The 13967-nt window shown below is 67.9% G+C and carries 10 protein-coding genes; all 10 read left to right on the top strand.

Features of this window, described 5'->3' with window-relative positions:
- The first annotated feature begins 55 nt into the window (after window positions 1–55).
- The 10 genes from ACTXG9_RS04690 to ACTXG9_RS04645 are packed head-to-tail and all read left to right on the top strand — an operon-like array spanning window position 56 to window position 13928.
- Window positions 56–490 (top strand): Bbp16 family capsid cement protein, encoded by a 435-nt coding sequence (locus tag ACTXG9_RS04690; RefSeq protein ID WP_206621249.1) that lies wholly within the window; start codon window positions 56–58, stop codon window positions 488–490.
- Entirely contained in the window at window positions 487–807 is a 321-nt protein-coding gene (locus ACTXG9_RS04685; RefSeq protein ID WP_456115555.1) for a hypothetical protein, read from the top strand. The genes ACTXG9_RS04690 and ACTXG9_RS04685 overlap by 4 nt, the downstream gene beginning before the upstream one ends.
- A gap of 49 nt (window positions 808–856) precedes the next feature.
- A complete protein-coding gene (gene gp10 / locus ACTXG9_RS04680; RefSeq protein ID WP_164085984.1) occupies window positions 857–1189 on the top strand; it encodes a capsid staple protein in 333 nt (110 codons plus the stop codon).
- 3 nt (window positions 1190–1192) lie between these two features.
- Window positions 1193–1834, top strand: a complete 642-nt coding sequence (locus ACTXG9_RS04675; protein WP_456115556.1) for a hypothetical protein — start codon at window positions 1193–1195, stop codon at window positions 1832–1834.
- A gap of 2 nt (window positions 1835–1836) precedes the next feature.
- Window positions 1837–3009 carry a hypothetical protein gene (locus tag ACTXG9_RS04670; RefSeq protein ID WP_456115557.1) on the top strand — a complete coding sequence of 391 codons (1173 nt, stop codon included), beginning with the start codon at window positions 1837–1839 and terminating at the stop codon, window positions 3007–3009.
- Window positions 3009–4655 (top strand): hypothetical protein, encoded by a 1647-nt coding sequence (locus ACTXG9_RS04665; protein ID WP_456115558.1) that lies wholly within the window; start codon window positions 3009–3011, stop codon window positions 4653–4655. Before ACTXG9_RS04670 ends, ACTXG9_RS04665 begins: the two co-directional genes overlap by 1 nt.
- Window positions 4652–5125 (top strand): hypothetical protein, encoded by a 474-nt coding sequence (locus ACTXG9_RS04660; protein WP_456115559.1) that lies wholly within the window; start codon window positions 4652–4654, stop codon window positions 5123–5125. The genes ACTXG9_RS04665 and ACTXG9_RS04660 overlap by 4 nt, the downstream gene beginning before the upstream one ends.
- A gap of 1 nt (window position 5126) precedes the next feature.
- Window positions 5127–5696, top strand: a complete 570-nt coding sequence (locus tag ACTXG9_RS04655) for a hypothetical protein (RefSeq protein ID WP_305099207.1) — start codon at window positions 5127–5129, stop codon at window positions 5694–5696.
- Window position 5697: 1 nt separating this feature from the next.
- Window positions 5698–7938: a hypothetical protein gene (locus tag ACTXG9_RS04650; RefSeq protein WP_456115560.1), complete on the top strand. Its 2241-nt coding sequence runs from the start codon at window positions 5698–5700 to the stop codon at window positions 7936–7938.
- Window positions 7935–13928, top strand: a complete 5994-nt coding sequence (locus ACTXG9_RS04645; protein WP_456115561.1) for a hypothetical protein — start codon at window positions 7935–7937, stop codon at window positions 13926–13928. The genes ACTXG9_RS04650 and ACTXG9_RS04645 overlap by 4 nt, the downstream gene beginning before the upstream one ends.
- Window positions 13929–13967: the final 39 nt, after the last annotated feature.

The following is a 13967-nucleotide window of genomic DNA, read 5'->3' as shown; positions in this document are numbered from 1 at the left end:
TCGGGCGCGCGGGCTCCGGCCCCGCTCCCTACCGCACTCCAAGGAGCAAACCACCATGATCTTCGATCAGCAGAACCTGTTCTCGAACGCACAGTCGGTGCTGGCGAGCGCAGTGTCCACCAACGTCATCGACCTGGGCCCCACCGGCACCGTGCAGGGCGAGGGCGCCCCGATCAAGCGCGACATCGGCCCGGGCACCCCGATCCCGCTGCGTGTGCAGGTAGTCGAGGCTTTCAACAACGCCACCAGCCTGCAGGTCGAGCTGCAGGTCTCGGCCACCGAGAACTTCGCCGCACCGGTCGTCGTCGGCTCGCAGACCAAGCTGCTGGCTGATCTGGCCGCTGGCTCTGTGTTCGGCGGCCTGTACTACGTGCCGCGTGGTACCAACCTGCGCTATGTCCGCCTGAACTACACCCTGGTGGGTACCGCGCCGACCACGGGCAAGGTCACCGCGGGAATCGTCGCCGGCCACCAGGAGAACAACCTGTGACCGGCCTGCGCGTGCGCGCGACCCGGCGCGGCTTCTTCGGGGAGCAGCGCGAGGTCAACGACGAGTTCGAGATCGCCAGCAAGGAACAGCTGGGCTCCTGGATGGAGCGGATCGACGCGGCCGTGGCCGAGAAGTCGGCGCCGCCGGCGGACCCGTTCCTGGCCCGCAACGCTGACCTGATCAAGGCGGACCTGGCCGGTCTGGAAGTCGAGCAGTTGGTCGCATACCGCGAGCAGGAAGCTGCCGCCGAGAAGCCCCGCAAGGGCGTGATCGAGGCGATCGACGCGGCCGTGGCCGAGAAGTCGGCGAACGCCTGACGGCAACCACAGGGGGCGCCTTCGGGCGCCCCCACTACCGGAGCGGCACATGAAGCTCGTATCCATGAAAAAAGATGGCAGCCACGACCACGGCTGTGACTGCTGCGCCACGGCGCCGTCAGGTTGCAGCGAGCCTGATTACCCGTGGGGGCTGCGCATCAACCTGGACGAAGACCAGATCGCAGCACAGGGCATCAAGCAGCTGCCGGCCTCTGGTGCACAGGTCGCCATTGAGGCGATCGCGACCGTGGTTTCGCTCGGAGAGGAAACGCGCGATGGCAAGGTGCATCGCCGTTTGGAGCTGCAGATCACCGACATGGGGCTGGCAGCCGCGAAGGGCCCGAAGCCCAGCGAAGTGCTGTACCCGAACGGTGAGGGCTGACCCATGACGTCCCAGGTCCAAATCTGCAACCTGGCCCTGGGCAAGCTGGCCCAGGACATCACGATCACCTCGCTGACCGAGCGCTCCAAAGAGGCGCGCGTGTTCTCGCGCCTGTGGGAGCCGATGCGCGACCTGGTGCTGGCCGACCGGCTGTGGCCGTGGGCGATGAAGGCCCAGCGCCTGGCCGTCGCCGCTGAGGCACCGATGCCGGGTTGGGAGATCCGCTACGCTCGTCCGGCGGATTGCATCACCGTGCTGGCCATCACCGACGATCAAGGCATGCGCGCCGGCCGCCGCCTGTCGCGCTGGTGCGAGCCGCAGTTCCGCCAGTGCCACGGCATCCAGTTCGAGCAGGCGATGGGCACGGACGGCACGTCGCTGCTGTGCGATCGGGCCGAGGCCTATCTGATCTACGTCGCGCGCGTGGAAGACCCGGAGCGCTACCCAGCGCACTTCGTCGATGCGCTGGCCTGCAAGCTGGCCGAGGAAGGAGCGCCGACGATCATCGGTGCCAACGGGTTGTCCAACAAATCCGGCCTGAAGCAGCTGTACCAGCTCGCGCTCAGCCAGGCCGCGGCGCATGACTTCAACGAGGCCGACGAGGACGAGCGCCAGCCGTCCATGGCCCAGATGGCGAGGGCCTGACCATGGCACGTCTGCTGCAACCGAGCATGTCCGGTGGTGAGTTGTCGCCCGGGCTCCAGGGGCGCGTCGATATGGTGCGGTACGCCATCAGCCTGAAGCGGTGTCTGAACGTCATCACCAAGCCCACCGGCGGGGGAGAGAAACGGCCGGGCTACCTGTTCCGCGGCGGCGCCAAGCACAACGACCGTGCCACCCGCTTCATCCCGTTCATCTACTCGACAACGGTCAAGTACGCGATCGAGCTGGGCGACGGCTACATGCGGTTCTGGGTAGGCGGCGCGCTGCTGCGCAACGGGGCAGGGGAGATCGTCGAGGTGGCCACGCCATACACCGGCGAGGACATCTACAAGGTGCGTCACACGCAGTCGGCTGACGTGCTGTTTCTGGTGCACCCGTGGATCCCGCCGAAGGAGCTGCGCCGCCTCGCTGTTGACCAGTTCGAACTGCGGGACTTCGAGTACCGGCGTGGTCCATTCCGCCCGTTCAACAACGACGAGGCCGCGCTGCTGGCGGTGTCCGGCACCCAGGGCGTGGTGACGGTGACGACCAACGTCCCGACCTTCACCGCAGAGATGGTCGGCTCGCTGCTGTATGCCGAGGAAAAGGAACTGCGCTCGGTGAAGCCATGGGTGGCGGCGGAGAAGAACGTGCCGCTGGGTGCCCTCCGCCGGAGCGACCAGAAGGTCTACCGCTGCGTGAGCGTCCCGGTTGTGACCGGCCTGGAAGGAACGCCGTACTACGTCTGCGGCAGCGTGCGCCCTGTGCACGACAGCGGCCGAGCGTTCGACGGCCCGCAGGACGTGAAGTTCGACAACGTCAACGACTACGCCGTCGGGGTCGAATGGGAATACGTGCACGGCGGGTTCGGGATCATGAAGATCACCGCGTTCGCCAGCCCGTTCGAGGTCACCGCCACGGTGATCGAGCGGATCCCCGACAGTATCGTGGGCAACGTTCCGCCGCCGGTGGCCGGTCCGTGGGCGTTCAACGGCGATGGCACCACGAAACAGTTTTCCATCCCTGGCGCCACCAGCAGCAGCTACCTGGACTATCAGGTCAAGATCGATGGCGTGCCGGTGCAGTCGAATCCGTACTACCCCGGTGGCAGTGGCACCGGCGGCACCAGCGGTGGTGGCATCGGCCGCGGCGGCAACGTCGCGCAGGAGGTGCAGTAATGGCACAGGGCTGGACGATCGATCCCGGCGCGGACCTGATCAACTTCTACGAGGCGCCGCCGACTGGCACCGACAATATCGTGGTGACCCAGTACGCCGCGGGCGCCTATGGCGGCACCGACGTGTGGGCCGTGGGTGCCTGGTCCTACCGCTACGGCTATCCCGGTGAGGTTGAGTTCTTCGGCGACCGCCTCTGGTTCGCCGGCAGCCCCGGCGACCCGCAGACGGTGTGGGCGTCCAACATCGGCGACTATCCCAACTTCGGGCGCAGCTCGCCGATTGTCGACAGCGACGCGGTGTCGTTCACGATCAACGCGCGCCAAGTGAATGCGATCCGCGACCTGGTTCCACTGGACAGCCTGCTGGTTCTGACGACCGGCGGAGAGTGGAAGGTCACCGGCGGCCAGGACTCGGTGGTGACGCCCAGCACCATCGGGATCAAACCGCAGTCGGCCTATGGCACCGGCGACCTGCAGGCCCGCGTGTTGGGCGAGTCGGCGGTGTTCCTGCAGGCACAGGGTCAGCGCGTGCGCGATCTGGCCTATCAGTTCGAGAAGGACGGCTTCCGCGGCAACGAGATCAGCATCTGGGCAGATCACCTGGTGCAGGGCTATACCTTTCGCGGGATCGAGTACAGCACCGCGCCTTGGCCGATCCTGTGGATGCCGCGCACCGATGGCGTGCTGATCGGCTGCACGTACATGCCCGAGCAGGAGGTCACCGGCTGGCATCCGCACGAAACCGATGGCCAGGTGCTGGACGTGTGCTGCCTGCCGGGCGAGATCGAAACCGAGGTCTACCTGCTGGTGCGTCGCTTCATCAACGGCGAATGGGTCCAGTACGTGGAGCAGATGGCCCCGACCCGGTACGACGATCCGCTCGACTGGAAGTACGCCGATAGCCTCCTGACCTACGACGGCCGGCGCCCGAACGGCTCGCCCATGACCCTGACTAGCACGGATGGGTGGAACGAGGGTTCCGTGATCACCGCCACCACCGGCGCCGCGATCTTCAGCGGGGCAGGCGACGTGGGGAACATCCTGCGGCTGGCAATTGGCGACGAGCACGTCCGCGTGCGGGTAATGGCGTATGTGTCGCCCACGGTAGCGACGGTGGAATCGATCGGCTCGGTGCCGCTGGCGCTGCGCGGCGTCGCTGTGCAGGACTGGACTTATCAGCGCTCGACGATCGCCGGCATGGGCCACCTGGAGGGCAAGACCGTGGTGGCCCTGGTCGATGGCAACGTGCAGAAGGACCTGCTGGTGGTCGACGGCAAGGTGCAGCTGCAGCGCCCGGGCGGCGTGGTGCACATCGGCCTGCCTTACACCGCCCACATCGAGACGCTCGAGGTCAACGCCAATGGCGGCGACCCGCTGCGCCCGATGAAGAAGCTCGCCTTCGAAGTCGCGCTACTGGTACGCAACACCCGCGGCGTCTACGTCGGCACCACGCTGGACACGCTGGACCCTATCGCGCAACGTGATTTTGAGGACTACGACGAGCCCACGGCCCCGTACACGGGCGTCCTGCGCAAGAACATGTCCTGCCGGTGGGGCGTGGACAGCGGTCATTTCCACATCGTGAGCGACGACCCGCTTCCGATGGAGATCCTTTCTCTGATGCCCCAGGTGGTGGCGTCCGAATGAAGGTCACCGCAGAACTGGTACCGGCCGAGGCTGGACACATTGAAATGATCGCGGCTGCGGCACGGCCCGCAGACGTAGTCGAGCTGTGGGCATGCGCCCGCACCACGCCGGCGGAGGCCCTGCAGCGTGGCCTGGCGGGCAGCGCTGAGGCATGGACTGCGATGGTGCGCGACGTGCCGGTGTGCATGTTCGGCGCCACCCCTTACTCGATCCTCGGCGGCATTGGTACGCCCTGGATGGTCGGCTCGACGGGGCTCAACCCGCTGTCGGTCCAGAAGGAACTGCTGCGCCTGTCTCGCCCGGCCCTGCACCGGATGCAGCAGGCATTCCCTTCGATGCTGTTCAACGTCGTCGACCAGCGCAACGAGGCCGCGCAGCGCTGGCTGCATTGGCTGGGCTTCCACTTCCTCGCGCCGGTGCCGGTCGGACCGGACAGCGCCCCTTTCCTTCCGTTCTACTGGAGCGCATAACGTGTGCAATCCCGCAATCGCCCTTCTGGCGGCCACCGTTGTAACTGGTGCATACCAGGCTGATCAGCAGCAGAAGCAGGGCAAGGCCAACGCGCAGATCGCCGAGAACAACGCGATGCTGGCGCAGCAGGACGCCGACGCCAGCAACGCCCTGGCCACCCGCGAGATGGAGCAGCAGTCCTGGCGCACGCGCATTGCGCTCGGCCAGCAGCGCGCCGCGATCGCTGCCAACAACATCGACCCGACGCTTGGCACGCCGGCGGAGATCCTCGGCGAGACCGCAATGTTCGGTGAGGTCGATCAGCAGACCATCCGCATGAACGCTGCGCGGCAGGCCTGGGGCTTCAACGCACAGGCCCAGAACCAGCGCACCCAGGGCGAGCTGGCCCGCTGGAGCGGCAACGCTCAGGCGACCGGCACGATCCTGGGATCGCTCGCCAGCGCCGCGAGTATGGGCATTGGTGGCATGAGCCGGGCGGGCGTGGCTGGCGGCGGTGGGAACCTGTCGTCTCAGGCCAACAGCATCACCGTGCGCAACAACGCGCGCATCTCGCGCGGCTGGGGGCTGTGACATGGCGACCCTGATCCCCCGCACCAGCGGCCCGCAGGTCGAGGCCCAGCTGGGTCCGCAGGTTCGCAACACCGCCCAGGTCGACCTGTCGCCGCTCAGCCGTACCGCAGGTGCCGTTGGCCAGGCGGCGGCCGACCTGTTCCAGCAGCAGAAGCAGCGCGCCGACCTGACTGCGGTCATGGAGGCACGCCGCGAGCTTTCGGACTGGGAGGGCGCCACCTTCAACCCAGCCAACGCCGACGGCATCGCCAAGTACCAGGGTAAGAACGCGCTGCAGGCGCACGACGCGCTGCTGGGCGACCTCGACCAGCGAGTGTCGGCAATCCGCAGCCGGCTGTCGCCGGAACAGCAGCAGCGATTTGATCAGGTGTCGTTCTCGTTCCGCGACTCCGTCCAGGGCCGTCTCAACAGTTACGCCGACCGCGAGTACAGCGCCTATGAGGCCAACGAGCGCAAGGCGACGATCGACAACATTGGACAGGACGCCGTCAGTGCCGGCATGTCCGGCGACTTCGGGCTGGCCGACGTGCGGCTGCAGGAAGCCGTGGGCATCGCCAGCGCCGCCTATCAGACGCAGGGCATGGGCGCGGAAGCGATCAAGGCCAGTGAGCGCGGCATCGTATCGTCCGTGCGCAAGCAGACGGCTGCGGCGATGGCTACCCGCGACCCGTTTGCGGCAGAGGACTACTACCACCGCTATGCGGACCAGATGACGCCAGAGGACCGTGCGCAGGTCGAGCGCACGCTATACCCGGTGGTGAAGGACCGCGCGGCCTATGAACTGGCCCAGTCTCTGGCCGATGGCCGAGGTGCGGTCGAACCGTTGCCGGCGCCAGTGGCAAGGGGCACACCCTCTGCAGCAATCGCCAAGGCGATCGATGATGCCGCGAAGGCCGAGGGGCTGGACGCAGCAGGTCGCGCGGATCTGTATGCGCTGGCCGAACAGGAATCGGGATTCCGCGCTGACGCCGTCAACCCTGAAGTGCTGGACGACGGCGACCAGGCCACCGGCCTGTTCCAGTACCGCGCCACCAGCGCTGGCGGCATCGACCGCAAGGACGCTGCAGCGTCTGCCCGGCGCGCAGCTCGTGAGTACAAGGAACGGCTGGCCAAGGGCGGCCGGGCGTTCGCCATTGCCGCTCATTTCGCTGGAGAGGGTGGGGCCGATGCCGTGGTGAACCGCGGCCGCTCGGCGCAGAACCCGAAGACCGCCCTGTACGTGCGGCAGGTCATGGGGCGCTCTGCGCGGTGGGCGTCATCCATGGGGCAGGGCGCAACATCTGGAGCGCCGGTCGCTGTCGCTGCAACTGCCGCACCCTCGACGCTGGCCGATGCCATTGCTGCGATCCCGCGCACGATGCCGCCGGACCAGCGCTCTGCTGCCGAGGGCTACCTGCGCGACATCTACGCGCAGCGCAAGGACAAGCTCGAGCAGGCGAAGAAGGCCGCGGCCATGTCCATCTACGACAAGGTGGCTGCCGCCGGCGCGAGCGTGCCGTTGTCACAGGTTCTGGCTCCGGCCGAGCTGGCGCTGGTTGGTAAGGATTCCAGCCTGTCCGAGTCGATCAACCGTTACCGGAAGCTCGTCGCCGAGGGCGCTGTGGTCCAGGACGATCCCGCGACACTGGAGACCATCCAGCGCATGCAAGCGCTGCAGCCCACCGAGTTCGCCAAGCTTCCGCTCGGCCAGTACGCCGACAAGCTCAGCGGCAAGACCCTGAAGTCATTGGCTGAAGACCAGACGAAGGCGAACGACCCGTCGAAGCGCGCCGACTGGATGACCGACAACGAGCGCCTGGAACGCGGGTTCCAGATGCTTGGGTTCGGCAAGGACACGGATGTATCGGGTAGCGGGTCGCAGGGCAAGAACGCTCCGCGCGACGCCCTGCGAGGTGAGTTCCGCATCGCCTACCAGAACGCCCAGACGGCGTTCGTGCAGTCCACCGGAAAGAAGCCGACGCCTGAGCAGGCGGACGTGCTGCTGTCGGCGACGGCCAAGCAGTTCGCCCAGAACCTGCAGGCCGGCCGTCTCGGCGCGATCCAAGAGAAGGACGGCAAGTTCAAGAACAACCCGAAGGTGAAGGTGGGTCTCTACAGCAGCGCCGCACAGTTTGACCTGCAGGTCAGCCAGGCAGACCGCGACGCGGTGCGGGGCGCATACACCGACAAGTACGGCCGACCGCCGACCGATGCCTGGGTTACGCAGTACCTCGCCCGCAAGAGCCAAGGAGCCAAGAAGTGATCGACAACGTGCTGGAAGGCTTCGACGAACTGTCGGATGAGATCGAGAGCAACCGGCAGGTGACCCTGCGCAGTGCCTACACCGGCACCCGCCAGAAGCCAGAAGAAGCCGCGCGCGCGAACCAGCTGTCGGACCAGCTTGGCCAGCCCTTCGGCGTCGTGGCGGCGAACCTCGCCGACTACGAGCAGGACGCGCGCCGGCAGGAGATCGACGACGCCGGCCGCGCGTCGCCCCACGTAGGCGATTTCCTCAGCGATCCGCGCCGCATGGCGCTGGCCAGCGATGAGGCCCCGAAGCTGGCCACCTATGCCAACTCGCTGGTGACCGGCGAGGCCCGCGCGACTGCAGAGCCGAACATCCTGGAGCAGGTCATCGGCGGCATCGTCAGCGGCTGGCAGCGCGGCAAGGCCAATGCACTGTCCCTGCTGCCTGATGGCCCGGCTGTGATGGATCCAGCGACCGGCCGCATGACCACGGATCGCTCGGCGGAGGAAGCGGCACTACGTGCAGACCAGGAGCGCCGCGCGCAGGCCGCGGATGTGACCAGCGCGAGCACCGACCGTGGGTTCCAGGCGTTCGACCGTGCGAACAAGGCCGGCAGCTTCGGCGGTGCCGTGCGCGAGCTGGCCGGCGGCGGCACCGACACGCTGGGCGCGATTGCGGTCACCCTGGGGCAGTCGATCGGCATGGGCGCCCCGGGCCTGGCGCTGACGGCGGCCACGGGCGGCGGTAGCCGCGTGGTGACCGCGGCCTCGGCCGGTACCGGCTCGGGCCTGACCGAGTTCGGCGCCAGTATCGCCGACGCCATGCAGGACGCGAAGGTCGACCCGACCGACGCCTATGCGGTCGGCCAGTTCCTGCGCGATCCGCACAAGATGGCCGCCGCGCGCGACAAGGCGGCCAAGCGCGGCGTGGCGATCGGCGTGTTCGACGCGCTGACTGCCGGCGTGGCGGGCCACTTCATCAACAACGCCCGACGCAGCGCGTCCTCGGCGATCCTGCGCACCGGCGCCGAGGCCGGCGTCCAGCTGGGTGGCGGAGCGGCCGGCGAGGCCACGGCGCAGCTGCTGACCGAGGAACGCCTGAAGTGGGGCGACATCATCATGGAGGGCCTGGCCGAGGTTCCCACCGGTGCGGTCGAGGTGCATGCCAACTACCGTGCTGCGCGCGCGTCCGGGCAGGTGCGGTGGATCAACGAGCGCCTGGACCAGGTGATGCAGTCGGGCCAGAGCAACGACCGGCTGCGCGCTGCCACCGAGCTTGCCGGCGAGCTGAAGCTGGGCGAACGCTCGCCAGAGGACATGAAGGCGCTGACCGCACAGGTCGCGGGCGAAGACGCGCGGGTGTACTTGGATGCGGAGCAGGCGCAGACGCTGTTCCAGTCCGCACCGCAGGTGCTGCAGGACATGGTTGGCGGTGAGTCGGCACTGGCCGAGCAGCTGGCGACCGGTCAGGTCGTGATCCCAATGGCCGAGTGGATGGCTGCTGTCCCGCGGCTGCCGAACCGCGACGAGATCCTGCGCAACGCTCGCACGACCGCAGACGGGTTGTCGCCGGCGGAGCTGGAAACGCTCGACATCGACGCCATGGCTCGCGAGCTGGGAGTGCCGCTGGACGCGCCGGCGCCGGATGCCACGGCAGCGAATGCCCGCGCGCAAGTGCAACAGTCGGTCATGGCGCAGCTGGTTGGCACCGAGCGGTATACCGCGGCGCAGGCCGAGAGCCAGGCGCAGCTGTGGGGAGCCATGTTCGGCCGACTGGGCGAGGTCACCGGGCAGGATCCGGTGGCGCTGTACGAGCGCTATGCGGCCGGCATCGATGCGGCCGAGGCGCCGGCAGAGGGCGCAGAGTCCCAGCCGCGCACCCTGATGCAGCGTGGGATGGATGCCCTGCGCAGCCTGTTCGGCCGGCCGCAGGTGGCCACCGATGGCCGTGGGCAGCAGACCATCGAGCGCGAGGGCAGCGCCTATGTTCAGCGCGCGGGCCAGTGGTTTCTGGCCGACGAGCAGGGCCAGGCCCGCGACTTCCTGACCTTGGACCAAGCGCGCACGGAAGCAGAACGCACCGGCGGCGAGATCGTGCAAGACGACCCGATCGAAGGGCAGCGGCAGACCTGGAGCGTGGCGCTGCCGGACGCCGCTGCGCGCGAGGTGCTGGCCGGCGACATCCTGTTCCAAGGCGGCGCCGCACCGCGTGGTCAGATTCAGATCGGGCCCGATCGTGCCATGCAGATCAGCCTGTTTAAGGGCGCCGACCTATCCACGTTCCTGCACGAATCCGGGCACTTCTTCCTGGAGGTCTACCGCGACCTAGCCACGGCGGAGGACGCCTCGCCGCAGATCCGCTCCGATCTGGATGCCCTGCTGAAGTGGTTCGGCGTCGAGGCTGCTGACCAGATCGGCGTCGATCAGCACGAACAGTTCGCCCGCGGCTTTGAGGCCTACCTAGGCGAGGGCAGGGCGCCGACGCCAGAGCTGCAATCGGTGTTCAGCCAGTTCAAGCAGTGGATTCTCGGGGTTTACCGCAGCCTGCGGAATCTCGATGTGGAGCTGACCGACGAAGTGCGCGGCGTGTTCGACCGCATGCTGGCCAGCCAGGAAGAGATCGAAGCGGCACAGGCCCGGGTGGGGTTCGAGCCGATCGCGCGAGACCTGGCCGAAGCGCAGGCGCTGGGCATGACCGAGCGCCAGTTCGCTGACTACCAGCAGCAGGTCGCGGCGGCGCGTGAGCAAGCTGAGGCCGACCTGATGGCGCAGCTGCAGGAGGCGGATGCACGGGCGCGCGAGCGCTGGTGGAAGGACGAGCTGGCCACCATCCGCGGCGAGGTCGAGGCGGAGGTCGAGGCCACGCCGATCGTGCGCGCCTACCGCGTGCTGACAGGGCGGAAGGAGGCGGGGGGCGAGCCGGTGCACGAGCAGCTGCAGGGCCTGAAGCTTGACCGCGCCGTGCTGGCGGCGACCTACGGCGACGGCCTGCTCGACAAGATGGGCCGGGTCTACGCCCGCAAGGGCGGCACCCATCCCGAAGAGGCGGCCACCCTGCTGGGCTTCAGCTCCGCCGACGAGCTGGTGCAGGGACTGTGGACGGTACGGCAGACCCTGGCAGGTGTGAGCGCGGAGGCAGATGCGCGCATGCAGGCCCGGCACGGCGAGCCCATGACCGACGGCACGCTGCCGCAGCGAGCGTTGGACGCCGTGCATGGCAGTCGCAAGATCCAGCTGCTGGAGCGCGAGCTGGGCGTGCTGGCCGACCTGGCCAAGGAGCCGCGGCCGAACCGACGCGAGTTGAAGGCCGTGGCGCAGGCCGTGCTGGCCGAGAAGACTGCGCGCCAGATCCGGCCCAATGAGTACCTGGTCGCTGAGCGTAAGGCTGCGCGCGCGGCGGCGCAGGCGGCGGCCGCGGGCAAGTATGCCGACGCGCTGCAGGCGAAGCGGCAGCAGGCCCTGAACGCTGTGCTGTTCGCTGAGGCCCGTGCGGTGCAGCAGGAGGTCGAGTCGAAGGTCGGCTACATCCGCCGGCAGATGACGCCGCAGGCCCGCGAGCGGCTGGGCAAGGCCGGCGCCGACTACCTGGAAGCGATGGACACCATCGCCGATTCCTACGAGTTCCGCGACGTGTCCGGCCGGGCCGTTGCGCGCCGCCAAAGCCTGCGGCAGTGGGTGGAAGCTCGACAGGCGGAGGACGATCTGACCGCCGTAAGCGACGCGCTGCTGGCCCGGGTCGAGGCGGAAAGCGTAACGAACTACGCCGACCTGCCGATTACCGAGTTTCGCGAGCTGCACGACGCGGTGACCAACATCGCGCGTCTGGCCAAACTGAAGAACAAGCTGCTAAGCAACAAGGACCAGCGTGACTGGGAGAGCGCACAGGCCGAGCTGGCCGGCGCCATTCGTGGTGCGATCGCTGAAGGAAAGCCGCTACCGCTATCCGATGCGGACCTGACCGCGATGCAGAAGGTGGGCGCGACCTACACCGGCCTGATGGACTGGGTACTGCGCCCGGAGACCGTGGTCGAGTGGCTGGACGGTGGCGAGACCGGCCCGTGGCACGACTTCCTGTGGAACCAGGCCGAGGCAGCGCAGCAGCAGCGGATTGAGCTGCGCAACCGCGTCGGCGGCATGCTGGAGCAGACGATGATGGCGCTGACGCCGGCGCAGCGGGCGGACCTAAACCGCCTGGTGTACGTGCCGAGCTTGGGCCGGTCGCTGTCGAAGAACACGATCGTGGCGGTGGCGCTGAACATGGGCAACGCCGGCAACCGCGACAAGCTGATGCGCGGCGGCTTCATTGGCAATAACGCCGAAGTGATCCAGTTCACCCCGCAGAACATCGCGGAGATGCTGAGCCACCTCACGCCGGCGGACGCACAGATGGTGCAGGGCATCTGGGATGCGGTGAACAGCCTGTGGCCGGACATCGTGGAGCAGCAGCGCCGGCTGTCAGGCGTTGCACCCGAGCAGGTCGAGCCGATGCCGCTGATCTTCACCGCCGCCGATGGATCGATGGTCAGCCTGCGCGGCGGCTACTACCCGGCGGTGTACGACCCCCGGGCGGGTGCCGGCGGCGTTAAGCAGGCGCGCGCGGCCGAGGAACGGATCATGGGGGGCACTTTCAGCCGCGCCATGACCAGCAAGGGCCACACGAAAGAGCGCACCGAGTACGCAGCACCGATGCTGCTGGACTACCACCGCGTGCTGTCCCGCCACCTCAACGACGTGATCACCGACGTGTCCCACCGCGGCTACGTGAAGCAGGCTCTGCGGGTGCTGGAGGACCAGGAACTGAAGAACCTGATCCAGCAGCGGCTGTCGGAAGGCGCGTACCACTCGCTCTACGGCAGCGTGAAGAACTCGGTGCGCGGCGCGTCGGTTTCGGAGCCGGGATCCAGCATGGCCGAGAAGATCGGCGACGCCGTGCTGACCAACACCGCCGTGGCCGCCCTCGGCTTCCGCCTGCCGCTGGTGTTCGCCAACACCGTGGTGGCGCCGATCCAGGCGGCGGCGCGCGTCGACCCGAAATACTTGGCCACCGGCTATGCGGCCTACTACCGCAGCCCGGGCAAGATGACGGAGATGATCCACTCCCTGTCGCCCTTTATGGAAGAGCGCGCCAACTCGCTGGATTCGTCCTACCAGGTCGTGCTGGGCAAACTGTCGGGAAAGCGCGGAATCCGCGCGGCGGCCATGAAGATGGCGATGGAGGTCCACCGCTGGACTGTGCCGCTGGCCGAGCGTGCCATCTGGCTGGGCCGCTATCAGCAGGCCCAGGCTCAGGGCGCCAGCGTCGACGAGGCCGTGCGCCTGGCCGACAAGTCGATCCGCACCACCCAGCAGGCCGGTGCACCGAAGGACCTCAGTGCTGCCGAGCGTGACCCGCGCTACAAGTGGGTACGCATGTTCATCGGCCCGATGATCATCATGAACAACCGCCTGCAGGAATCGGGCCTGCGCGGCCTGTACCTTGGGCGTGTGCAGTCCCCGGCCCGGGCGCTGGGCACCTGGCTGTCGGCCGGCGTGCTGTCCAACGCGGTGTTCGAGCTGCTGATGATGCGTGGCCCGGATGGCGGCGACGACGACGAAAAGGGCTGGGACGACTGGAGCGCTTGGCTTGCACGCAAGACTCTGCTGTTCCCATTCCAGACGATCCCCCTGCTGCGCGATGTCGCCGGCGGCATCGATGCTGCGATTGAAGGCAAGCCCAGCATGGGGCGACCCAACCCGATCGTGGACGCTGGTGTGGCGCTGGCGAAGTTCGGCCAGGCCGCGTGGAAGGAGGGCCGGGACTGGATCGCCGACGATGACGAGCCCGACGCAGAGAAGCTGATCAAGACCGGCGTGCGTGCGGCCGGCCCGCTGACCGGCATCCCCAGCAATCAGATGCTGACCACCGGCGAATACCTCTACGACGTCGGCACCGGCCAGTACACCCCGGACAACCCCGCGGAGGCGGCCGCATACCTCATGTACCGCCGACCCAAGGACGAGCAGTAATCGACCACGCCCAGCCCCGCAGATGCGGGGCTTCTTCTT

It is taken from the genome of Stenotrophomonas maltophilia group sp. LNF247 (assembly GCF_054083135.1).
Note: the sequence above shows the minus strand (reverse complement) of the source record. Positions and strands in the feature narration are given on the sequence as shown.

Coding starts and splice junctions, on each gene's coding strand:
- ACTXG9_RS04690 (WP_206621249.1), top strand. CDS start 56: ATGATCTTCGATCAGCAGAACCTGTTCTCGAACGCACAGTCGGTGCTG.
- gp10 (WP_164085984.1), top strand. CDS start 857: ATGAAGCTCGTATCCATGAAAAAAGATGGCAGCCACGACCACGGCTGT.
- ACTXG9_RS04675 (WP_456115556.1), top strand. CDS start 1,193: ATGACGTCCCAGGTCCAAATCTGCAACCTGGCCCTGGGCAAGCTGGCC.
- ACTXG9_RS04670 (WP_456115557.1), top strand. CDS start 1,837: ATGGCACGTCTGCTGCAACCGAGCATGTCCGGTGGTGAGTTGTCGCCC.
- ACTXG9_RS04665 (WP_456115558.1), top strand. CDS start 3,009: ATGGCACAGGGCTGGACGATCGATCCCGGCGCGGACCTGATCAACTTC.
- ACTXG9_RS04660 (WP_456115559.1), top strand. CDS start 4,652: ATGAAGGTCACCGCAGAACTGGTACCGGCCGAGGCTGGACACATTGAA.
- ACTXG9_RS04650 (WP_456115560.1), top strand. CDS start 5,698: ATGGCGACCCTGATCCCCCGCACCAGCGGCCCGCAGGTCGAGGCCCAG.